This is a genomic window from Agrobacterium sp. CGMCC 11546, from assembly GCF_013365515.1.
In the GTDB taxonomy this organism is placed as follows: domain Bacteria; phylum Pseudomonadota; class Alphaproteobacteria; order Rhizobiales; family Rhizobiaceae; genus Agrobacterium; species Agrobacterium fabrum.
The window spans coordinates 1964246-1984881 of sequence record NZ_CP047387.1; the positions used below are offsets into that span (position 1 = coordinate 1964246).

Genomic DNA, 20636 nt, shown 5'->3' on the forward strand with positions numbered 1-20636 from the left:
TGCGTGAAACATCACGCAGCGCTGTCGATTTTCTCCTCGCCGTTGGTCGGCACGTAGTTGAGCACCGGCCCGAGCCAGCGCTCCACCTCTGTGACCGGCATATCCTTGCGGCGCGCATAGTCGAGAACCTGATCCCGCTCCACCTTGGCAACGCCGAAATAATAGCTTTCGGGATGGCCGATATAGAGGCCCGAAACCGACGAGCCGGGCCACATGGCATAGCTTTCCGTCAATTCCACACCCGCCGCATTGGTGGCGTCCAGCAGGGCAAACAGCGTCTTCTTTTCGGTGTGGTCCGGCTGGGCCGGATAACCCGGTGCCGGGCGGATACCGGCATAGGCTTCGCCTATCAGATCGTCACCGGCAAGAGCCTCATCGGGCGCATAACCCCAGAACTCCTTGCGCACGCGCTCATGCATACGCTCGGCAAAGGCTTCGGCAAAACGGTCGGCCAACGCCTTGACGAGGATGGACGAATAATCGTCATTGGCCCGCTCGAAACGCTCGGCAATTGCCACCTCCTCGATACCCGCCGTCACCACGAAACCGCCGACATAATCGGCAACACCGCTATCGACGGGCGCGACGAAATCGGAGAGCGCCACGTTCGGACGGCCATCGCGCTTGGAAAGCTGCTGACGCAGGGTGAAGAATGTCGCCAGCTCTTCGTTACGGCTTTCATCCGTGAACAGCCTGATATCATCACCCACGGCATTGGCCGGCCAAAAGCCGATCACCGCGCGTGGTCGGAACCACTTTTCCTCGATGATCTTCGCAAGCATGGCCTGCGCATCGGCATAAAGCTGCCGCGCCGCCTCGCCCTGCTTTTCGTCTTCAAGGATCGCCGGGAAGCGGCCCTTCAATTCCCAGGTCTGGAAGAACGGCGTCCAGTCGATGTAACGGGAAAGCTCTTCCAGATTATAAGTCTCAAAAACCTTGGTGCCGAAGAACTGCGGCTTGACAACGCTGTAGCTCGACCAGTCGATCTTGTGCGCATTCTCCCGGGCGCGGGAAAGCGGCAGGCGCTGCTTTTCGCGCTCATTGCGGGCATGGGCTTCCGCCACCTTGGCATATTCGGCTCGGATGCCGTCGATATAAGCGGGCTTCTGCTCTTCGGAGAGAAGCGCTGAAACCACCCCCACCGCGCGCGAGGCATCGGTGACATAGATCGCCTGCCCCTGCTCGTAACGCGGATGGATTTTTACCGCCGTATGCACACGGCTGGTCGTCGCACCGCCGATCAGCAGCGGAATGTCGAAACCCTGTCGCTCCATTTCGGCCGCCACATGCACCATCTCATCCAGCGACGGGGTGATGAGGCCGGAGAGGCCGATCACATCCACCTTTTCGGCGATCGCCGTTTCGAGGATTTTCGTCGTCGGCACCATCACGCCGAGATCAATGATCTCGTAATTGTTGCAGGCCAGCACGACGCCGACGATGTTTTTGCCGATATCGTGAACGTCGCCCTTCACGGTCGCCATTAGCACCTTGCCGGCAGCACTGCGCTCGGAACCGCCATTCAGGCGCTTTTCCTCTTCCATATAAGGAAGCAGAACGGCAACGGCCTGTTTCATCACACGGGCGGATTTCACCACCTGCGGCAGGAACATCTTGCCGGAACCGAACAGGTCACCCACCACATTCATACCGGCCATCAGCGGCCCTTCGATGACATGCAGTGGGCGGGCGGCCTGCTGGCGCGCCTCTTCCGTATCGGCCTCGATATAGTCGGTAATACCGTTGACCAGCGCATGTTCCAGCCGCTTTTCAACGGGATACTCGCGCCAGGAAAGGTCCTGCACCTTGGCCTGTTTTTCACCCGTACCACGGAAACGCTCCGCGACCTCCAGCAGCCGCTCCGTGGCATCGTCGCGGCGGTTCAGCACCACGTCTTCGCAGGCCTCGCGCAGTTCCGCATCGATATTGTCGTAAACCGCAAGCTGCCCGGCGTTGACGATGCCCATGTCCATGCCGGCCTGAATGGCGTGGTAGAGGAACACGGCATGCATCGCCTCACGCACCGGCTCGTTGCCGCGGAAGGAGAAGGACAGGTTGGAAACGCCGCCGGAAATATGCGTGAGCGGCATGGTTTCGCGGATGGTCTTGGTGGCCTCGATGAAGTCCACGCCGTAATTATTGTGCTCCTCGATGCCCGTAGCTACCGCAAACACATTCGGGTCGAAGATGATGTCTTCCGGAGACAGACCGGCCTTTTCGGTCAAAAGCTTGTAGGCGCGCGCGCAGATTTCCACCTTGCGCTGATAGGTATCCGCCTGCCCGACCTCATCAAAGGCCATGACGACAACCGCCGCACCGTAATTGTGGACGAGCCGCGCCTGCTGGAGAAACTTCTCCTCGCCTTCCTTCAGCGAAATGGAATTGACGATCGATTTGCCCTGCACGCATTTCAGGCCGGCCTCGATGATCTCGAACTTTGATGAGTCGATCATGACAGGTACGCGGGCAATATCAGGCTCGGCGGCGATGAGGTTCAGGAACTCGACCATCGCCTTTTCCGAATCGATCAGGCCCTCATCCATGTTGATGTCGATGATCTGCGCGCCGTTTTCCACCTGGTCGCGGGCAACAGCCAGCGCCGCCGTATAGTCGCCGGCAGTGATGAGCTTGCGGAAGCGGGCCGAACCGGTGACGTTGGTGCGCTCGCCCACGTTGACGAAGGGAATGTCCTTGGTCAGCACGAAGGGCTCAAGGCCAGAAAGCGACATGAACGGCTTGTGTTCAGGAATTTCGCGCGGCTTGTAATTCTTGACGGCTTCGGCAATCGCCCGGATATGTTCCGGCGTCGAACCACAGCAACCGCCGACGATGTTGACGAGACCGTCACGAACGAAGCCCTCAACCTGGCGCGCCATCATCTCGGGCGTTTCGTCATATTGGCCGAACTCGTTTGGCAAGCCGGCATTAGGATAGGCGCAGACAAAGGTGTCGGCCACATCGGACAGTTCCTGCAGATGCGGGCGCATGGCATCCGCACCGAGCGCGCAGTTGAGGCCGATGGTGAAGGGGTTGGCGTGGCGCACCGAGTTCCAGAACGCCGAAGGCGTCTGGCCGGACAGCGTGCGGCCGGAAAGGTCGGTGATCGTGCCTGAGATCATGACCGGCAGGCGGATGCCCTTAGCCTCGAAACGTTCCTCGCAGGCAAAGATCGCCGCCTTGGCGTTCAGCGTATCGAAAATCGTCTCGATGAGGATGATATCGGCACCACCGTCGATCAGGCCATCTATCTGCTCGCCATAGGCAATGCGCAGATCGTCGAAACTGACGGCGCGGTAACCGGGATTGTTGACGTCAGGCGAGATCGAGGCCGTGCGGTTGGTCGGACCGATGGCACCGGCCACGAAACGGCGGCGGCCATCTTCCCGCTCGGCACGCTGGGCGGCACGGCGCACGATCGCCGCGCCCTCGCGGTTGAGGTCGTAGACGGCATTCTCCATCTCGTAATCGGCCTGCGCGATGCGGGTGGAGGAAAACGTGTTGGTTTCGAGAATATCCGCGCCCGCCATGGCGTAGCGATAGTGGATTTCCTCGATGGCATCGGGCTGGGTCAGGATCAGAAGGTCGTTATTGCCCTTCTGGTGACAGGCGCAGCCGATAAAACGGTCGCCACGAAAATGATCCTCGTCAAAACCGAGACCCTGGATCTGCGTGCCCATGGCACCATCGAGAATGAGGATGCGTTCGCTGGCGGCATCGCGCAACGCCTTGAAAATTTCCGCGCCGTCGCGCTTTGCCCCTTCAGGGCCAAACAGGTCGTCAAACACGGGCACACTCCTCATTTCGATTTGCAAGATCGCAAGCAGTCAAGTCACATAAAGATATGTTTATGTCAATATATCTTCAAGGGACAGGCATGGCTTTGCGCCATTCCATCACGTTACGAAATATCGCTGACAGATGACAGGTTTATACGGCAAGGATATAAGCCGAAGCAGCAAACCGCATGGAGGACGAGATGCCTGAAGACGATCACAACAGCCGCAACTGGAACACCCTGCCCTGGCACCGCCAGTGGCTGGTAAAACAGGCCGAGGGACTTTTCGACTTCTTCCAGCACCGTGCCCTCAACCCCGCCGGCGGCTTCTTCGATCTGGACGCCAAGGGCGCGCCGCTACAGGCGAATGACCCGGTGCGCGGCATTCACGCCTCCGCCCGCATGGTGCATTGCTTCTCCATCGGCCACCTGCTCGGCCGCCCGGGCTGCGGCGATATTGTCGACCACGGCATGACCTATCTCTGGAACAATCATCGTGATGGCGAACATGGCGGTTACTTCTGGCAGGTGAATGATGCCGGCCCCGTCGATGCCACCAAACAGGGCTACGGCCATGCTTTCGTGCTTCTGGCCGCTTCTTCCGCCAAGACCGTCGGGCATCCGCTTGCCGACCAGATGCTGGCCGACATTACCGAGGTGCTGGAAACCCGGTTCTGGGAAGAAAAACACGGCGCCATCGCCGAGGAATTCAACCGCGACTGGTCGCCCATCGATAATTACCGTGGCCAGAACTCCAACATGCATCTGACCGAAGCACTGATGGCCGCCTATGAGGCGACGGGCGACAGCAACTACCTGACCAAGGCTGAACGCATCGCCGATCTCGTCATCCGCCGCCGCGCCGGTGAGCTGGATTTCCGCGTGCCGGAGCACTTTGACGAGAACTGGACGCTCGACAAGGCGTATCGCGGCAACGAAATGTTCCGCCCCTCCGGCTCCACCCCCGGCCACTGGCTGGAATGGGCGCGTCTCATCCTGCAATTATGGGTGCTCGGTGAGCGCCAGCACGACTGGATGCCGGTGGCCGCCAAATCGCTATTCGTACAATCCATGGCGCTCGGCTGGGATCGGGAAAAGGGCGGCTTCTTTTATACGCTCGACTGGAACGACAATCCCGACAAGCGGGCAAAGCTCTGGTGGCCCATGTGCGAGGCAGCGGGTGCCGCCCACTTCCTCAACGAGAACCTGCCGGCAGACCCTTTCTACGAGGATAGCTACCGCCGCATCTGGAGCACCATCGCCAACAACTTCATCGATCACGAGAATGGCGGCTGGCACGAGGAACTGACGGAAGATCTGGTGCCGGCCCACACGCTGTTCCCCGGCAAGGGCGATATCTACCACGCGCTTCAGGCCTGCCTGATCCCGCTTTTCCCGGCAGCGGGAAGCCTGACGAAGGTGATCAAGGAGAGCGGCGGGGATTATTGAGGTGCATTGCGGGAAAGGGATGCCAGCGGGCGACGGCGTCGAAGACTTCTCCGCCGTCATGCTCGGGCTTGTCCCGAGCATCTGCTACCTATCCACTGGACCAACGTGGTTGGATCCTCGGAACAAGTCCGAGGATAACGCCACGCAGAAAAGGACACCGCCAGGGTAAATCAAAAGGCGTTCCAAAACCCTCAAAACCCGATGGTTTCCTCAAAATCATCCCAGGACTGGTACATTTCGTAGCGCCCGATGCCGGGGATCGGCACATGCCCGTAATAGGGCGAAAGCTGAAACTCGGCGGCGGCCTCGCTTTTGCCGGCCACAACAGCCACGTAAATGGCGGAGGCAAGCCCGGTGCGGTTCGCGCCGTGTTCGCAATGGATGAGAACAGGCTTTTCCGCATTGCGCAGTACCGCCGCCAGCGTTTCTGAATCCTCCACCGAGACCTTTTCGCTTGAGCTCAGCGGATAATCGACGAGCCGGATGCCGTTGTTTTTCGCAGCAAGGCTTTCGGCCTCATACCAGCCTTCACGCTTTTCATCACGCAGGTTGATGATCGTCTTGATGCCATAGGCCTTGGCATAAGCAGCGATGTCCTTGCCGCTCGGCTGGGCCGAACGATAGAGCTCGCCGGGGATGACCTCGTGAAAATTCCCCGTCAGCTGGCCGATGCCCATATGCGCGCCGGCGAGAACCGGCAGCGCGACAAGGCCAATGGCCGTGATTTTCAGAAACTTCAGAACACTATACAAACCGTCAGCCCGTCACATTCATCGGATGGACGGGGAGATGGCATCGCAAATGGACGAAAACAAGTCATCGGCTTTGCCAGCGCTGGCGCGAGGCATTCGCCTCTCCGCTGAAGTCGCTGTGACCAAAGGCTTTCACGCGCACCATTCATCAGCGCCGAAAATTTTCAAAATCCCGTGATCACAAAATGTCGTGAGAACAGCTCAGTCGAATTCCGCGGAAATGACGGTCACGCGCCACTCCAGCCGCTGCGGCTCCACCCGTTCATTGTTGCGCAGCCGGAAAGACCGGCAGGCCGCGAAAGTCTCGCTGGCCTCGATCCGCCTTTCGCTCACCTGGTAGGGATCGAAGGCAACGGAGGCGCGGAATGCAGGTTCAAAACCTTCCAGCGTATAGGTCAGCCGCTGCACGGCGACATCATTGTCGTTACGGAAGCTGACGCGAATGGGCAAGGCCGGATCCGCGCAGGCAGCATCGAAACTGGCGGTCGCAACGATATGCTCGATCCGCTTCCTGCCACGCCACCAGTCATAAATGACAAAGGCGGCAGTGGTCGTCCAGATCAGCAGCAGGCAGATGACGACGGGTTTGAGATGCCGCGGAAACGCAATGAGGGTGAGAAGAAGAATGGCGCTGAGAACGGCTCCGACAATCACGTCATTCCTCTCCAGCAAATACAAAACCCCATGCGATCTTATCCTCCCATGCCCTTCCTGCCGCAACGACCACCCTCGTGGCGTGGGCGTGGCGGTATCGTCTCGACAGCGATGATGCGTCTTGAGATGCGGCGCAAAGCACCGGCATTATCACTGTCGACCACAACTCTATGGTCGCCTCCCCTTCTGTCAAGACAACCAAGCGTGACACCGGTTGATGGCCACGCCCGAGCTTTGACGAAACACCAATGGGAACCAAACGCGGGCAGGGACGTTCGCTGCATCAGAACCGCATGACGGGGCGATAGAACGCCACGAGCCGGGGCAAGAGCGGCCAGAACGCCGGGAGGATAAAAACGTCTCTTGGAACCGCCGAACCCCAACCCATATTAAAAGTAGCTAATCTATGCTATGGATGTCAGTCAGCTCAGGGAGAAAACGATGAAAACGCTGATCGTAACGTCACTCCTGGCCCTGTCGGCCAGCACCGCAATGGCCGCGGATGCCGTCTACGAAACCCCGGCCCCGCCGGTTGCGCAGGAAACCCTGCCGGTCTTCACCTGGTCTGGCCCCTATCTTGGTATTCAAGGTGGCGCAGGCTGGGCAAATGGCGATTTTTCGGCGGGCGGCCCCGTTGTCTCGGATGATTTCAACGGCGGAATTCTCGGCGCCTTCGCCGGTTACAATTACCAGTTCGACAATAACATGGTCCTCGGCATCGAAGGCGATGTCGATTATAACTGGAACGATAATGACTATTCGGGCATCAAAGTCGGCACCGACTGGCAGGGCTCCGTGCGCGGTCGCGTCGGTTATGCCTTTGACCACGCATTGATCTATGCCACCGCTGGCTGGACGGCCACCCGCGGTTTCATCGAAACATCCGTCGGCGACGACAAAGCTACCTTCAACGGCTACACGGTTGGCGCAGGTGTGGATTATGCCTTTACCGACAACGTCTTCGGCAGGCTGGAATATCGCTATAACGACTATGGCGACAAGGACATCTTCGGCATCAACACCGATTTCGACCAGCATACCGTGAAAGTGGGTCTCGGCGTGAAGTTCTGAGCCGGACCGCATAAGTTCAGTAAAAAGCCCGGCCACCCGCCGGGCTTTTTTGTGGGAAGCCTGCGTCGGCTATCCACCCATCCGAAGGTTTGAATATGAACACCGGGGCACTGAAACATTCACAGGCCGTTCACCCGTGCCATGCCATCATGCGGGCATAATGAGCCTCTATCTCCGCAAGCAGGCTTATGGAGTAGCCCCGATGAAAAAGATAATTCTTTCCACAATTGCTGCCCTGGTCGCCAGCAGCAGCGTCTTTGCGTCCTACGGCACCGCTGCCGCGCAGGACTATCCCTATCGTCCGCGCTACGACCGTGGTTATGACCGCGGCGGTCCGCCCCCACCGCCCTATCGCGAACATCGCCGCCACAATGATGGCGCAGCCATCGCCGGCGGCCTTGCCGCAGGCGTCATCGGCGGCCTGATCGGCGGCGCCATCGCCAACGGCAATGGCGGCCCGCGCTATTACGAACCGCCACCGCCACCCCCGCCACGCTGCTGGTTCGAAGACCGCCGCGTGCCCAACGCCTATGACGGCGGCTGGCACATGGAGAGCATGCGGGTCTGCAACTGATCTGAGATACCTTAAGGTCTGGTTTGTCATATGCACAAGCCAGACCGATCTCCCAATGAGATACCACGCTTCCCAACCTGCGCAGCGGCAGGGGTATCCTCGTAAGCATATGATTTCATAAGAAAAATGGTGGGCCCGGAGAGACTCGAACTCCCAACCAAGCGGTTATGAGCCGCCGGCTCTAACCATTGAGCTACAGGCCCTTTCGGAAAAAACGATCCGAAACACCGGTTTCGCAATGGCTCGAATCCGGCAGGTCACGCTCTAACGCAATTTTTACAGCCCGACAAGCCAATCCTGCTTTCGCAAAGCAGTGTCGCCGTATTAGCTACACAATCTAAGGCAATACCCTTCAAAGGGACTCAATCAACGAGGAAACACCATGAAGACTAAAACGGCCCGCCTTTTCGCACTCACCGCATTGACCGCGGCGGCCACGATGCCGCTTGCCGCCCAGGTATCTGCGCAGGAGGCCTCCCCGCGAGAAGCCACCATCAGTGTTTCCGGCGAAGGCCAGGCGGCCATCGCGCCCGATATGGCGATCCTCTCCTTCAGTGTCGTCAAGCAGGCGGAAACCGCAGCGGCTGCACTGACGGAAAACTCCAAGGCGCTGGCCGAGGTGCTGAAGGCGCTGAAAGAGGCCGCCATCGAAGACCGCGATCTCCAGACGAGCAATTTTTCGGTGCAGCCGCTTTACAAGCATTATGAGCCCAAGGACGGCGTTTATGTCGCGCCCGAGATCACCGGCTACCAGGTTTCCAACGGCCTGACGGTGCGGGTGCGCGATCTGAAGAAGCTCGGCACGATCCTCGATACCTCCGTCAAGCTCGGCATCAACCAGGGCGGCGATATCACCTTCACCAATGACAAGCCCGAAGCCACGGTAACGGAAGCCCGCAAACAGGCCGTTGCCGATGCGATCGCCAAGGCGAAGACGCTGACGGAAGCCGCAGGCGTGAAGCTCGGCCGCGTCATTCAGATCAGCGAAAACTCGCAGCGCCCCATGCCGGTCCCGGCGGGCATGATGCGTGCTTCGATGATGAAGGAAGCCGACAGCGTTCCGATCGCTTCGGGTGAGAACAATTATAGCGTGGTGGTCAACGTTACCTTCGCGCTCGACCAGTAAGATCGACGGCGGCGGCACCCTGGTGCCGCCCTGGCCATCTTCACGTCCGCCATAGGCATAAAAAGAAATGCCCCTCGCTGCCATTCCGGAAGCGAGGGGCATTTTTTATCGATCTGCCATACGGGGATATCGACAGATCAATGAAGATCGCTGCTGTTAGCGGCGAATAACCGGGCAACCGCGCTCATTGGCGAAAACGATGCGATCACGGCCGCGACGGTCAAAGCCTGCTACCACGACACGGCGCGGCGACACGTCAACCACGCGGGCACGGCGAAGGCCCATGCGGCTGGCTTTTTCTTCTGCAAGCGAGGCCGAGCAACCGCGATGCGGGCGGTCCGGGCGGCCCCAACCGGGACGATGACCATAGCCATCCTGGACCTGAACCCGGTACTGGACATCCGGGCCTGCGGAAGCAGCCGGCGCCGTAAAGGAAATTCCACCAATGGCGATGAGGGTAGCCAGGCCGGCTTTTGCAAAGTTGCTGAACATGAACTCACTCCGTTTGTGTCATTGCCGACAGGGGAACATCCCCCGGCGATTGACGAGACCCTAGACCCGCCCATCTGAATATCAGCAGAACCGAATGTTCAGCAGGCGTTCAGGGTGCTTAACGCGCAGCATGTCGCTCGGGATCCATATCTCAGGGTGAGATATGCAGCACAATTTCACGGCGATGCGGCTGGTCACGGTGTTCAAACAGGTAAAGCCCCTGCCACGTGCCGAGCACGAGCCGCCCCTCGCCGATCGGCACACCGATGGAAACCGCCGTCAGCGCCGATTTGATGTGGGCGGGCATATCATCCGGACCTTCGAGCGTATGAACGATCCAGCGCATGGAAGGATCGCTGGAAGGCGGCACGAGGCGGGAGAAAAATGTCAGCAGATCGTGCTTGACGTCAGGGTCGGCATTTTCCTGAATGAGCAAGGAGCAGGATGTGTGCCGGACAAAGATCGTCAGCAACCCCTCCTCCAGCCCTGCCTGCCTCACCATCGCTTCCGCTTCAGATGTAAACTCGTAGAGGCCTTGTCCGCGGGTTGCGATGGTTATTGTTCTTTGCGGCACATTTTTTCTTTCTGGTAGTCGGAACAAAATCAGCATTTCCGACGTTTTGTGATGTCAAATTGTATCCAGCAACGTTAGGGATACATCAATTAAGCAACGACGGCTTCCAAACCATACAACAAAGAAACCGGTTGATAGTTGCAAAGAACGGGGAAGGGCAGACCTTTAAGAATGATCGACTTTGGCTTCCCCTTTATTCGGCAAACGGCATTTCTTCATGCACTGGGTGCGAAAGACTGATTCATGGCATCCACTGACTATCATGTCGACCTGACCAATTGCGACCGCGAACCCATTCATATTCCAGGTTATATTCAACCGCATGGCTGTCTCATCGCCTGCGATAACGCCATGCGAATGGTACTGCGGCATTCCGAAAACTGCGGCGAACTGCTGGGACTTGAGGGCGATCTCAACGGCAGGACCGCCGAGGATGTGCTCGGCAAAAAGCTCGTCCACGATCTCCGCAACGCGCTCACCGTCACCGGTAGAACCACGCGCCCCGCCATGCTGCCCGCAATGGAAACAAGCGACGGCCGCAGCTTCGATATTTCACTCCATCGCTACAAATCCACCACCATCATCGAATTCGAGCCCTCGGGCAGCGACGCGCAGCCGCTCGGCACGGCGCGCAAGATGGTGGACCGCATCCGCGAGGCCGACAGCGTCGAAAGCCTGATCTCCAGAACCACACGCCTGGTAAAGGCGACGCTGGGTTACGACCGGGTGATGATCTACCGCTTCCAGGAAGACGGCGCCGGCAAGGTCGTGTCGGAGGCCAAGCAGCCCGAGCTGGAGAGCTTTCTCGGGCAATATTTCCCCGCCAGCGATATTCCGCAGCAGGCTCGCGCACTTTATCTCAAGAACACCTTGCGCATCATCTCCGATGCCAGCGGCACCCGCATTCCGGTCCTGCCAGCCGTCGATGCCTCCGGTGAGCCGCTCGATCTCTCCTACGCGCATTTGCGCAGCGTCTCGCCCATCCATTGCGAATATCTCCGCAATATGGGTGTTGCTGCCTCCATGTCGATTTCTGTGATTGTCGATGGCGCCCTGTGGGGCCTGATCGCCTGCCACCATTATTCGCCGCGTGTGCTGAGCATGCCAGTTCGGATCGCTGCGGAAATGTTCGGGGAATTTTTCTCCATGCATCTGCAGGTTCTGAAGCAGAAGCGCCGCCTCGACACCATCAACCACGCCCATGCGGCGCTCGACCGGTTTCTGCGGCTGGCCGCCCATCACGCCAACATTGAAGAACTGCTGGTCGACAGTTTTCAGGATTTTGCCGATCTGATGCCCTGCGACGGTGTCGGGCTGTGGGTCGGCAACAATTGGCACGGCCATGGCGCAACGCCACCGCATGATGCCATTCCAAGGCTGGCGCGTTTCGTCGCTTCGGCTTCGGAAGGCAGGGTCTGGGCAACACACGCCCTGTCGCAGGCCATACCGGAAGCGGAAATATACGCCGGCACCGCGGCCGGAATGCTTGCTATCCCGCTTTCGCAGGTCAAGAGCGACTATCTCCTGTTTTTCCGCAAGGAGATCGTGCAGAACCTGAACTGGGCCGGCAATCCGGAAAAATCCTATGAAACCGGCCCGATGGGCGACCGCCTCACGCCGCGTAAAAGCTTCGCAATCTGGAAAGAGACCGTTCGCCTGCAGGCACAGCCCTGGTCGGAAGCCGATCGGGAAATCGCCGAAGCCGCGAGAATCGCGCTTGTCGAAGTGGCGTTCCACCACAGCGAGCTGATGGCAGGCGAAAGAGAGCGCGCCGAGGTGCGCCAGCGCATGCTGAACGAGGAGCTTAATCACCGCGTCAAGAATGTTCTCGCCATCATCAAATCGCTGGTCGGCAATCCCTCGCAGGAGGGCAAGACCCTGCAGGAGTATGTCACCGCGCTGAAGGGCCGCATCCAGGCGCTGTCCTTTGCCCATGACCAGATCATTCGCGGCGAAGGCGGCGGCGCGCTGCGCGATCTGCTGGAGGCCGAATTGTCGCCCCATCGTTCGCCGGAAACGACGGTGAAGCTCGAAGGACCCCAGATCACACTCGATTCCCGCGCCTTTTCGGTGATGGCGCTGGTTCTGCACGAACTGGCGACGAATGCCGCCAAATATGGTGCGCTCTCGCAAAATGGCGGGCAATTGCATGTGCGCTGGGACGTTAACGAGAATCGCGATTGCGAAATATCATGGCGCGAGACCCTGCTGACCACTCTGCCGGCCCCATCGCGCGCCGGTTTCGGCACGGCGCTCATCAGCCGCAGCATTCCCTACGATCTCGGCGGGCGCAGCACGATACGGTATTTGCCGAATGGGCTGGAGGCAGAGATTCTCCTGCCGTTCCGCCATGTATCATCGGTCTCAGCGGCGTCCGAGACAAAAACCGAGGCGGAAACCCTGCCGCAACCCAGACGTTACAATCGGGAGGAGCCATTGAAAGTATTGCTCGTCGAAGACCAGATGCTGATCGCCATGGATGTCGAGAACATGCTGGAAGATAATGGCATCAAGGCAATCGAAACCGCGACCTCGTCGGCCATGGCGATTGAAAAGCTGAAAACCTATCTGCCTGACGTCGCCATTCTCGATATCAATCTCGGTTCCGATACCTCCATACCCGTCGCCCGCGAACTGCACCGCCGCGGCATCCCGTTCCTCTTCGCCACCGGTTATGCGGATGGCAGCATGGTGCCGGATGAATTTGGCAATGTGCCGGTTATCCGCAAGCCCTATGACGAGGATGCGCTGATGGCTGGGATTGGGGTGTTGGTGGGGGATACGGAGCGGGTTTGAGCGTTGCCTCTCCCCCTCATCCCTGTGCTTGTAATAGGAATGAGGTAGAGGCGCGCGCAGACCGATGATCTACTATCGCCCCGTGAAACCTCGCTTCGTTGCTTCGGCTGGTGTAATGACATCCCCTATCTTAAATCTGAAGGCCGTCACTGCGTAATTGTCCACATCCACATCACATTGAAACGTGACATCGCGCCAGACGTCGCCGACATTGAATGCGCCCCCGGTAGCATCAAGGACATTGCCGGATATGCGTCCACCAGTGTCGGAAAAGCCGTACATGCCTCGGGTAGCCGGATAAATCTCTCTTATTTGCGCCAACGCCTCCGCCTGGCAAAGCTGCACGATACGACGGCGGGGCGGTAGATCGCCAAAAATCTGGCGTCGCTGCGCCGGTGTTAGCAACGCCGATGATAGCAAACTCTTCGCCGCGGGAAGCTTCGCGGGTTTCTTCTCCGCAACCTCCGCAGGCTTTTCCTCTGCCGGCTTGGCCTGCGGCACCGGTGGCTGCTCCGGTTGTGTTTCTTCCTTCACGGGTGAAACCGCGATCTCCCCCTGCTCGACGGAAGCCTGAAGATCGCTGTTGGCGGCGGGTGGCGCAGGCTTCTCCTCAGCCGCCTTTTCAGGCTGGCTTACGGGCTCCTCGGACGCTTCGCTCTTTTCAGCGTCTTCCGCCTTGCCCGGCTTGTCCTGTTTGTCGGCCTGCATTTCCTCCGGCCGCATCGCGATAGCCGGCAGTGTCGCCTGCGGTTGCGGCGTCGGTTTCACATCTTCCTTTGGCGGTGCGGGCGGCGGTGGTGGCGGAGGTTGCGGTTTCTCCTCTTTGGCCGCCGTAGCCGGCGGCGGGGGCTCCTCCGCCTTTTTCTCCTCGGGCGGCGGTACGAGTTCGACCTTGACGCTTTCCGGCTCCTGCGGCTCGGCTATCCGTTCCGGCAATTCGAAAAAGAAGAGTGCGACGACGACAAGATGCAGCAACACGGAGACGGGCACAGCCCATCCACCCCGCCGCCATTTGCCTGCCGAAACCTGTTGCATCCTGTCGAACCAAATCGAAGCTGAGCATTTCCAGTAAAGCGGAATGCCTGTTTTCACACATAAGGCTTGTCGCAGAGTTCGCCAGTGCGGGAAACAAAAAACCCGGCCAGCGCTCACTGACCGGGTTCAATTTTGAAGGAAGTGGAAGCTTAGCTGTCGAGGAAGCTGCGCAGCTTTCTCGAACGGCTCGGGTGCTTCAGCTTGCGCAACGCCTTCGCCTCGATCTGACGAATACGTTCGCGGGTGACCGAGAACTGCTGGCCGACTTCTTCGAGCGTATGGTCAGTGTTCATGCCGATGCCGAAGCGCATACGCAGAACACGTTCCTCACGCGGCGTCAGCGAAGCCAGAACGCGGGTGGTCGTCTCACGCAGGTTCGCCTGAATGGCGGCGTCGATCGGCAGCAGCGCGTTCTTGTCCTCGATGAAGTCGCCGAGATGCGAATCCTCTTCGTCACCAACAGGGGTTTCGAGCGAGATCGGCTCCTTGGCGATCTTCAGAACCTTGCGCACCTTTTCAAGCGGCATGGCCAGCTTTTCCGCCAGTTCTTCCGGGGTCGGCTCGCGGCCGATCTCGTGCAGCATCTGGCGCGAGGTGCGAACGATCTTGTTGATCGTCTCGATCATGTGAACCGGAATACGGATCGTGCGGGCCTGGTCGGCGATCGAACGGGTGATCGCCTGCCTGATCCACCATGTCGCATAGGTCGAGAACTTGTAACCACGGCGATATTCGAACTTGTCCACCGCCTTCATCAGGCCGATATTGCCTTCCTGAATGAGGTCGAGGAACTGCAGACCGCGGTTGGTGTATTTCTTCGCAATCGAGATCACGAGACGCAGGTTGGCTTCGACCATCTCCTTCTTGGCGATACGCGCTTCACGTTCGCCCTTCTGCACCATCGAAACGATGCGGCGGAATTCGGCAATGGAAATGCCGGTTTCCGTGGAGAGGTTCTGGATTTCCTGACGGATTTCCCGGATCGTGTTGCTTTCCTCGCGGGCGAATTCCTTCCAGCCGCGGGCGGCCAGATTGGTGATCGACTTCATCCAGTTCGGATCGAGTTCCGCACCGTGATACTGCTCGAGGAAGCTGTCGCGCTTGACACCGTAGGATTCGGCAAGGCGCAGCAGCCGGCCTTCGTTCTGCATCAGCCGCTTGGAAATGTCGTAGAGCTGCTCGACGAGGCTGTCGATACGGTTCTGGTTCAGCGACAGCGACTTCACGGCCGTGATCAGCTGATCCTTCAGTTCCTTGTAACGACGCTCCTGGCCGGAAGACAGGGTACCGGTGCAGGCGAGACGCGCCTCGACCTGCTGATCCTGAAGCTTGCGCAGCTTCTTGTAGGTGTCGGCAATGGTGTCGAGCGTTTCCATGACCTGCGGGCGCAGTTCGGCTTCCATCGCGGCAAGCGAAAGATTGGACTCGTCGTCGTCCTCTTCTTCCTCTTCCGGCGGCAGGCCATCGCCACCAACGTCAGTCACGTCTTCGTCGCCGGTCGGCGCACGCAGCCTGCGGGTCTTTTCCTTCTCTTCGGCGGCCTTGCGGTCAGCCTCGATCTTTTCCGGGCTCTGGAACTGCGGTGCAGCCTTGGCTTCCGGACCGGAATAGGTCGTTTCGAGATCGATGATCTCGCGCAGCAGCGTCGTGCCTTCGTTCAGTTCGTCGCGCCAGATGATCAGCGCCTGAAACGTCAGCGGGCTTTCGCACAGGCCCGAAATCATCGTTTCGCGGCCGGCCTCGATGCGCTTGGCGATGGCGATTTCGCCTTCGCGCGACAGAAGCTCGACGGAACCCATTTCGCGCAGATACATGCGCACGGGATCATCGGTGCGGTCGGTCGGTTCTTTCTTCTTGGCGGTCGCAAGCGCCGTGCCGCCGGAAGGCGCCAGTTCGCCGCCTTCGGACTCCTCATTGTCGGAATCGCTGTCGTCTTCGCTCGGCGCGGCTTCCTCGGCATCCTCGTCCTCGATAACGTTGATGCCCATATCGGACAGCATCGCCATCGTGTCTTCGATCTGCTCGGACGTCACCTCTTCGGACGGCAGGACGGAATTCAGCTCGTCCATCGTCACATAGCCGCGCTTCTTGGCGGCCTTGATCATCTTTTTGACCGCGTCATCCGAAAGATCGAGAAGCGGACCGTCCGTCGCACCGTCGCGTTCGTTTTCTGCTTCTTCGTTTTCTTTGACTTTGGTTGCCATCTATCTCGTCGCTTTCCCTGACGCTAACACCTGTTCCGCCGCATCGCCGTCCGCCCCTTGAGCATCCAGCGGTTTGCCGCGAATCACTGTCAGACACCTAACGGAGTGATCTTTAATTGCCGATTAACCACGGCAGCCTCAGGCAGAATGCAAAGACAGTGCACCCGGAAATGCTTGCTCATGCAATTTCTATCCGCCAAGGCTCATTCCACCTTACTTTTCCTGAAATGGTGATTCCCGCTATTTACCGCCCCGTCAAGCCTTTGAGGGCGAGACAGCCACGGAAATTCTCAAAAAAGGCCGCATTTCGCGGTTATCACCAGACTATCCCCTATTTAGGACGCTTGCCGCAAAAGGCAACCCCACACGTCTTTCTATTCTTGGCCAGCCTCTCAGCCATGGCCAAAGGCCGGCCCCTTCACCCGGCCCGACATGACCCCGAAACCATCGATGATCGCTTCCTGATTTTCCATGCGGCCGATTTCCAATTGAACTTCGGCAATCGCCCGCACCAGAAGCGTGCCACGCTCGTCATCGGTCGCCTCGGCGATTTCCCGTTCCAGCTCCCGTTTCTGCCAGAGCAGGGATTTCGTCCTCTTATGCAGCGAAAGCGCCTGCACGTAACCTTCGCGCGCATCCTCCATCGCCGCCTGTTCCGTCGCCGTCCACAGGCGCGCATTGCGCACCTGCTGATCCATGGTCTTCAACAGCGGCTCGAAACCCTGCTGCGACAGCCGGTCGATCAGCCCTGCCCGCGATATGTCCGCTGCACTCTCGGCCGCATAGGTCAGCACCGTAGACCACAGCCGCTGGAGATCGCGGTTCTCGTAATCGATGGCGGCGATCTCGTCATATTCCTCCAGTAGCAACTCGGGATGGTTGACGATGGTGATGGCAAGAACGCTTTCGCGCAGAGACGGCTTGGTCTGATGCCCCCTGACGAGACCGGATTGCGTCAGCCGGTCGGAAATGCTGCTGGCCGGCGCAGACATCGCCCCGCCCCGCCCCGGCGCATTGCGCTGGAAACCGCGACCGGCACCCTGACCGCCCTCGCGACGGAAATTCCCGCCCTGCGAGCCGCCCTGCTGAAAGCGCGGCTGGAAGAAACCGTTCAGCCTGTCGCGCATATCCTGCTGGTAAAAGCGGCGCACCGTCTCGTCGGCAATCACGGCAACGATCTGGCGCAGACGGCTTTCAAGCTGCGCCCGTTTTTCCGGCGTGTCGAACGTGACGCCTGATGTCTCACGGCTCCAGATCATCGCGGCAAGCGGCTTGGCTTCCGAAAGCACCCGGTCGAAGGGCGCGCGCCCCTCCAGCCGCACAAGATCATCCGGATCCTTGCCGTCAGGCAATAGGGCAAAGCTGACGGAACGATCCGGCTTGATATGCGGCAGGGCAAGATCAGCCGCACGGTTAGCGGCACGAATGCCGGCGCCATCGCCATCGAAGCAGAGAACCGGCTGCGGCGACATCTTCCACAAGAGATCGAGCTGGCTTTCGGTCAAAGCCGTGCCAAGCGGCGCGACGGCATTTTCGACACCCGCCTGATAAAGCGCGATGACATCCATATAACCTTCGACGGCGATAACAGTGCCGCCGGCCGCCTGCGAAGCGCGGCGCGCGCGGGCGAAATTGTAGAGAACATTGCCCTTGTGAAAGAGTTCGGTCTCGTTGGAATTGAGATATTTCGCCACCGCATCCGCCGCCATGGCGCGGCCGCCAAAGGCGATCACTTTTTCCCGCGACGACAGGATCGGGAACATGATGCGGTCGCGAAACCGGTCATAGGAGACCGGCACGTTTTCATGCACCACCAGCCCGCAGGCTTCCATCTGCTCCTTGGACACACCCTTGCTTGCAAGATGCTCCTTCAGTGCATTGCGGCTGTCAGGCGCATAACCCAGCCGGAAGGTCTCGATGGTACGCCCGGTCAGCCCGCGATCCCGAAGGTAAGCCCGCGCCCGCGCGCCGAGCGAGGTCTGCAACTGATCCTGAAAGAACAGCGTCGCCATTTCCATGACGTCCTGCAGCGACGTGCGCTCGCGCTCGCGCTTTTCCGCCTGCGGATCGGGCTGCGGCATGGAAATGCCGGCCATATCGGCAATCTGCTGCACAGCTTCGGGAAAACTCAGCCCCTCAAGCTCCGTCAGAAAGCGGAAATGATCGCCAGAAACGCCGCAACCAAAACAATGATAGCGCCCCTTGCGGTCCTCACAGTGAAAGCTCGGGCTTTTTTCGCCATGGAACGGGCAGCAGGCCCAATAATCCCCCCTCGGCGCATTGGTCTTTTTCTTATCCCAGGACACAAGTCGGCCGATCACATCGGAGATGTTCACGCGGTCGCGTATCTCATCGAGAAAAGAATTGGAAAAGCGCATGGGTTACCTGTTCGAGGCCAGTCTTTCATATAAGCGCATAACAGTCGCAATACAAAACACTCCGCAAACAATACCCGATATTCACAGGCGGCGTTGACAGCAGTGTATATACAGACGAATATACAAGCATGGTGCATGAGTGCCCGCAAACTGGAAACAGTGTCGGGTGTCTCATGGACATTGTGATGAAAGAGTTCATCTCCTTTGAGTGGGATGAACGCAAGCGGCTTATCAATCTGGCTAAGCACGGTATCGACTTCGAGGATGCAGCAGAGGCGCTGTATGAACCACATATCGAATACCGTCTGACCAAAACGGAGAGGTCCGCATACGCGCCATTTGCCCGTTCATGGGGCGCCTCATAGCTGTCGTTTACACGATGCGGGGCGAGACATGCCGGATCATATCAGTGCGTGCGGCGCGGAAAAATGAGCAACAACTCTATTACGCGAATAACACTGGAAGAAATATGCGCTAAGCGGGCTCGCGGCGAGAAGAGCGAGACCGACTGGGCACGCGTCGACGCCATGACCGACGAAGACATCGACCGCGCCACGCGTAACGATCCGGATTGGGCGGGCTTTGAGGATATCGACTGGTCGAAGGCCCAAGTCGTGTTCCCCACCGCCAAAACATCCATTTCCATCCGTGTCGATCAGGATGTCGTGGATTTTTTCAAATCCACCGGCAAAGGCTATCAAACCCGGATGAATGCGGTGCTGCGCCACTATGTGCATGAGCAGAAAAAACGGCCGGGTTGAAAAAAGATAGCCGCCATTTCGCCTGCTTCCGGCGAATTTATGGCAGCGCAACATCACTAAAAATTATGTTTTTGTAATTTGAGCGACCCGTCGCGACGATGTAAAAACGAAACACAGTCAAAGGCAGTGTCTGAACATTTCCATACATCTGCCGACACCCGCAGGCACGTCCCCCCCGAAAAGCCTGCGCGGGAGAGCATTTTGATCCGCCGGAATGCATCTTCGTCGGCAGAAAAAAGGCAGGGTAGCCATGGCTACCCTGCCTTTACTTTTTCAGAAGTGACGAAAGCTACTTCAGCAAGTCCTTGACGACGCCGGAGGCCTTCGCAAAGTCGATCTGGCCTGGATAACGCTCTTTCAGCGCATTCATGCACTTGCCCATGTCGCGCAGGCCGGATGCGCCGGTCTCGCTGATGACCGCTTGGCAGAGTTCGCGCACCTTCTCGGCCGGGATTTCTTCCGGCATGAATTCCTTGATGATGACGATTTCTTCGCGCTCCTGAGCGGCAAGCTCGGGACGGCCGGCACCTTCATAGATGGTGGCGGACTCTTCCCGCTGCTTCACCATCTTGGTCAGGATCTGCATGATATCCTCGTCGCTGACGGGGTCCTTGCCCACGCCACGATTGGCGATATCGCGATCCTTGACGGCCGCCTGGATGAGACGCACGGTCGAGGTGCGGCGTGCATCACGAGCCTTCAAAGCGTCTTTCAAAGTATTAGCGAACGTGTCGCGCAGCATTTTTCTTCTCCTTGGGAAAGCTCATTCCGCAGCTTCCTGATCGGCAAACTTTCCGCCTTATTTTTCGCAACGACATAAACGAGCAAACACGCTCAAGCAAATCAATTGCATAAACCCTTGAATCTACGACAGCTTAAATCCGCGTAAATCTTGGGCCTGCGGTTGACCGCTTGGGCTGCTTTCGTTATTTTCCGGCACCTGCACGAGATTTTAACGAAGGGTCGGAACGCGAGCTTTATCGCGCGCCCCTTTA

At 58.8% G+C, this 20636-nt stretch carries 18 protein-coding genes and 1 tRNA gene; 9 read left to right on the forward strand and 10 right to left on the reverse strand.

The features are described from left to right. Positions 1-11 precede the first annotated feature (11 nt). Positions 12-3785: a methionine synthase gene (metH, locus tag GSF67_RS09920; RefSeq protein ID WP_006310514.1), complete on the reverse strand. Its 3774-nt coding sequence runs from the start codon at positions 3783-3785 to the stop codon at positions 12-14. A 179-nt stretch (positions 3786-3964) separates the two neighbouring features. Here metH and GSF67_RS09925 point away from each other — a divergent pair, with 179 nt between their 5' ends. Beyond that, positions 3965-5224: an AGE family epimerase/isomerase gene (locus GSF67_RS09925; RefSeq protein WP_006310515.1), complete on the forward strand. Its 1260-nt coding sequence runs from the start codon at positions 3965-3967 to the stop codon at positions 5222-5224. 191 nt (positions 5225-5415) lie between these two features. On the opposite strand, the gene GSF67_RS09930 is transcribed toward GSF67_RS09925, so the two are convergent. Beyond that, entirely contained in the window at positions 5416-5976 is a 561-nt protein-coding gene (locus GSF67_RS09930) for a dual specificity protein phosphatase family protein (protein ID WP_006310516.1), read from the reverse strand. Positions 5977-6025: 49 nt separating this feature from the next. Between GSF67_RS09930 and GSF67_RS26230 the strand changes: the two genes are divergently transcribed. Then, entirely contained in the window at positions 6026-6154 is a 129-nt protein-coding gene (locus tag GSF67_RS26230) for a hypothetical protein (RefSeq protein ID WP_006310517.1), read from the forward strand. Between the two features lie 23 nt (positions 6155-6177). Here GSF67_RS26230 and GSF67_RS09935 read toward each other — a convergent pair whose 3' ends face one another. After that, positions 6178-6630 (reverse strand): hypothetical protein, encoded by a 453-nt coding sequence (locus GSF67_RS09935; protein WP_035214658.1) that lies wholly within the window; start codon positions 6628-6630, stop codon positions 6178-6180. Between the two features lie 441 nt (positions 6631-7071). Here GSF67_RS09935 and GSF67_RS09940 point away from each other — a divergent pair, with 441 nt between their 5' ends. Both GSF67_RS09940 and GSF67_RS09945 read left to right on the forward strand, forming a co-directional pair. Next, complete coding sequence (locus tag GSF67_RS09940) at positions 7072-7701, forward strand: outer membrane protein (protein WP_006310520.1); 630 nt, start codon at positions 7072-7074, stop codon at positions 7699-7701. A gap of 202 nt (positions 7702-7903) precedes the next feature. Beyond that, complete coding sequence (locus GSF67_RS09945) at positions 7904-8275, forward strand: hypothetical protein (protein WP_006310521.1); 372 nt, start codon at positions 7904-7906, stop codon at positions 8273-8275. Between the two features lie 127 nt (positions 8276-8402). Here the strand turns inward: GSF67_RS09945 and GSF67_RS09950 are convergent. Next, positions 8403-8478: transfer RNA gene (locus tag GSF67_RS09950), tRNA-Ile, on the reverse strand. Between the two features lie 179 nt (positions 8479-8657). On the opposite strand from GSF67_RS09950, the gene GSF67_RS09955 reads away from it, so the two are divergent. Beyond that, positions 8658-9401, forward strand: a complete 744-nt coding sequence (locus GSF67_RS09955; RefSeq protein WP_006310522.1) for an SIMPL domain-containing protein — start codon at positions 8658-8660, stop codon at positions 9399-9401. A gap of 156 nt (positions 9402-9557) precedes the next feature. Here GSF67_RS09955 and GSF67_RS09960 read toward each other — a convergent pair whose 3' ends face one another. Both GSF67_RS09960 and GSF67_RS09965 read right to left on the reverse strand, forming a co-directional pair. Beyond that, a complete protein-coding gene (locus tag GSF67_RS09960) occupies positions 9558-9893 on the reverse strand; it encodes a hypothetical protein (RefSeq protein WP_006310523.1) in 336 nt (111 codons plus the stop codon). Positions 9894-10044: 151 nt separating this feature from the next. Beyond that, positions 10045-10467 (reverse strand): secondary thiamine-phosphate synthase enzyme YjbQ, encoded by a 423-nt coding sequence (locus tag GSF67_RS09965; RefSeq protein ID WP_010972106.1) that lies wholly within the window; start codon positions 10465-10467, stop codon positions 10045-10047. A 243-nt stretch (positions 10468-10710) separates the two neighbouring features. Between GSF67_RS09965 and GSF67_RS09970 the strand changes: the two genes are divergently transcribed. Beyond that, positions 10711-13263 carry an HWE histidine kinase domain-containing protein gene (locus GSF67_RS09970; RefSeq protein ID WP_006310525.1) on the forward strand — a complete coding sequence of 851 codons (2553 nt, stop codon included), beginning with the start codon at positions 10711-10713 and terminating at the stop codon, positions 13261-13263. 72 nt (positions 13264-13335) lie between these two features. Here GSF67_RS09970 and GSF67_RS09975 read toward each other — a convergent pair whose 3' ends face one another. From GSF67_RS09975 to dnaG, 3 genes are all read right to left on the reverse strand, one after another. Next, positions 13336-14253 (reverse strand): DUF930 domain-containing protein, encoded by a 918-nt coding sequence (locus GSF67_RS09975; RefSeq protein WP_035214660.1) that lies wholly within the window; start codon positions 14251-14253, stop codon positions 13336-13338. A 194-nt stretch (positions 14254-14447) separates the two neighbouring features. Then, positions 14448-16502 carry an RNA polymerase sigma factor RpoD gene (gene rpoD, locus GSF67_RS09980; protein WP_006310527.1) on the reverse strand — a complete coding sequence of 685 codons (2055 nt, stop codon included), beginning with the start codon at positions 16500-16502 and terminating at the stop codon, positions 14448-14450. 392 nt (positions 16503-16894) lie between these two features. Continuing rightward, complete coding sequence (gene dnaG, locus GSF67_RS09985) at positions 16895-18880, reverse strand: DNA primase (RefSeq protein WP_006310528.1); 1986 nt, start codon at positions 18878-18880, stop codon at positions 16895-16897. A 185-nt stretch (positions 18881-19065) separates the two neighbouring features. Between dnaG and GSF67_RS26025 the strand changes: the two genes are divergently transcribed. From GSF67_RS26025 to GSF67_RS09995, 3 genes are read left to right on the forward strand one after another with little or no spacing between them, the layout of a single operon-like run. Continuing rightward, positions 19066-19245, forward strand: coding sequence for a BrnT family toxin (locus GSF67_RS26025; RefSeq protein WP_230059547.1), 180 nt, complete (start codon positions 19066-19068; stop codon positions 19243-19245). After that, positions 19230-19358 (forward strand): BrnT family toxin, encoded by a 129-nt coding sequence (locus GSF67_RS26030; RefSeq protein WP_230059549.1) that lies wholly within the window; start codon positions 19230-19232, stop codon positions 19356-19358. Before GSF67_RS26025 ends, GSF67_RS26030 begins: the two co-directional genes overlap by 16 nt. Continuing rightward, on the forward strand, positions 19309-19641 hold the full coding sequence (locus GSF67_RS09995; protein WP_035214636.1) for a BrnA antitoxin family protein: 333 nt from the start codon (positions 19309-19311) through the stop codon (positions 19639-19641). Before GSF67_RS26030 ends, GSF67_RS09995 begins: the two co-directional genes overlap by 50 nt. 289 nt (positions 19642-19930) lie before the next feature. Here the strand turns inward: GSF67_RS09995 and GSF67_RS10000 are convergent, their stop codons facing one another. Beyond that, positions 19931-20383: a GatB/YqeY domain-containing protein gene (locus GSF67_RS10000; RefSeq protein WP_006310543.1), complete on the reverse strand. Its 453-nt coding sequence runs from the start codon at positions 20381-20383 to the stop codon at positions 19931-19933. Between the last annotated feature and the right edge of the window lie 253 nt (positions 20384-20636).

Coding starts and splice junctions, on each gene's coding strand:
- GSF67_RS09925 (WP_006310515.1), top strand. CDS start 3,965: ATGGAGGACGAGATGCCTGAAGACGATCACAACAGCCGCAACTGGAAC.
- GSF67_RS26230 (WP_006310517.1), top strand. CDS start 6,026: ATGGACGAAAACAAGTCATCGGCTTTGCCAGCGCTGGCGCGAGGCATT.
- GSF67_RS09940 (WP_006310520.1), top strand. CDS start 7,072: ATGAAAACGCTGATCGTAACGTCACTCCTGGCCCTGTCGGCCAGCACC.
- GSF67_RS09945 (WP_006310521.1), top strand. CDS start 7,904: ATGAAAAAGATAATTCTTTCCACAATTGCTGCCCTGGTCGCCAGCAGC.
- GSF67_RS09955 (WP_006310522.1), top strand. CDS start 8,658: ATGAAGACTAAAACGGCCCGCCTTTTCGCACTCACCGCATTGACCGCG.
- GSF67_RS09960 (WP_006310523.1), bottom strand. CDS start 9,893: ATGTTCAGCAACTTTGCAAAAGCCGGCCTGGCTACCCTCATCGCCATT.
- GSF67_RS09970 (WP_006310525.1), top strand. CDS start 10,711: ATGGCATCCACTGACTATCATGTCGACCTGACCAATTGCGACCGCGAA.
- rpoD (WP_006310527.1), bottom strand. CDS start 16,502: ATGGCAACCAAAGTCAAAGAAAACGAAGAAGCAGAAAACGAACGCGAC.
- dnaG (WP_006310528.1), bottom strand. CDS start 18,880: ATGCGCTTTTCCAATTCTTTTCTCGATGAGATACGCGACCGCGTGAAC.
- GSF67_RS26025 (WP_230059547.1), top strand. CDS start 19,066: ATGAAAGAGTTCATCTCCTTTGAGTGGGATGAACGCAAGCGGCTTATC.
- GSF67_RS26030 (WP_230059549.1), top strand. CDS start 19,230: ATGGGGCGCCTCATAGCTGTCGTTTACACGATGCGGGGCGAGACATGC.
- GSF67_RS09995 (WP_035214636.1), top strand. CDS start 19,309: ATGAGCAACAACTCTATTACGCGAATAACACTGGAAGAAATATGCGCT.
- GSF67_RS10000 (WP_006310543.1), bottom strand. CDS start 20,383: ATGCTGCGCGACACGTTCGCTAATACTTTGAAAGACGCTTTGAAGGCT.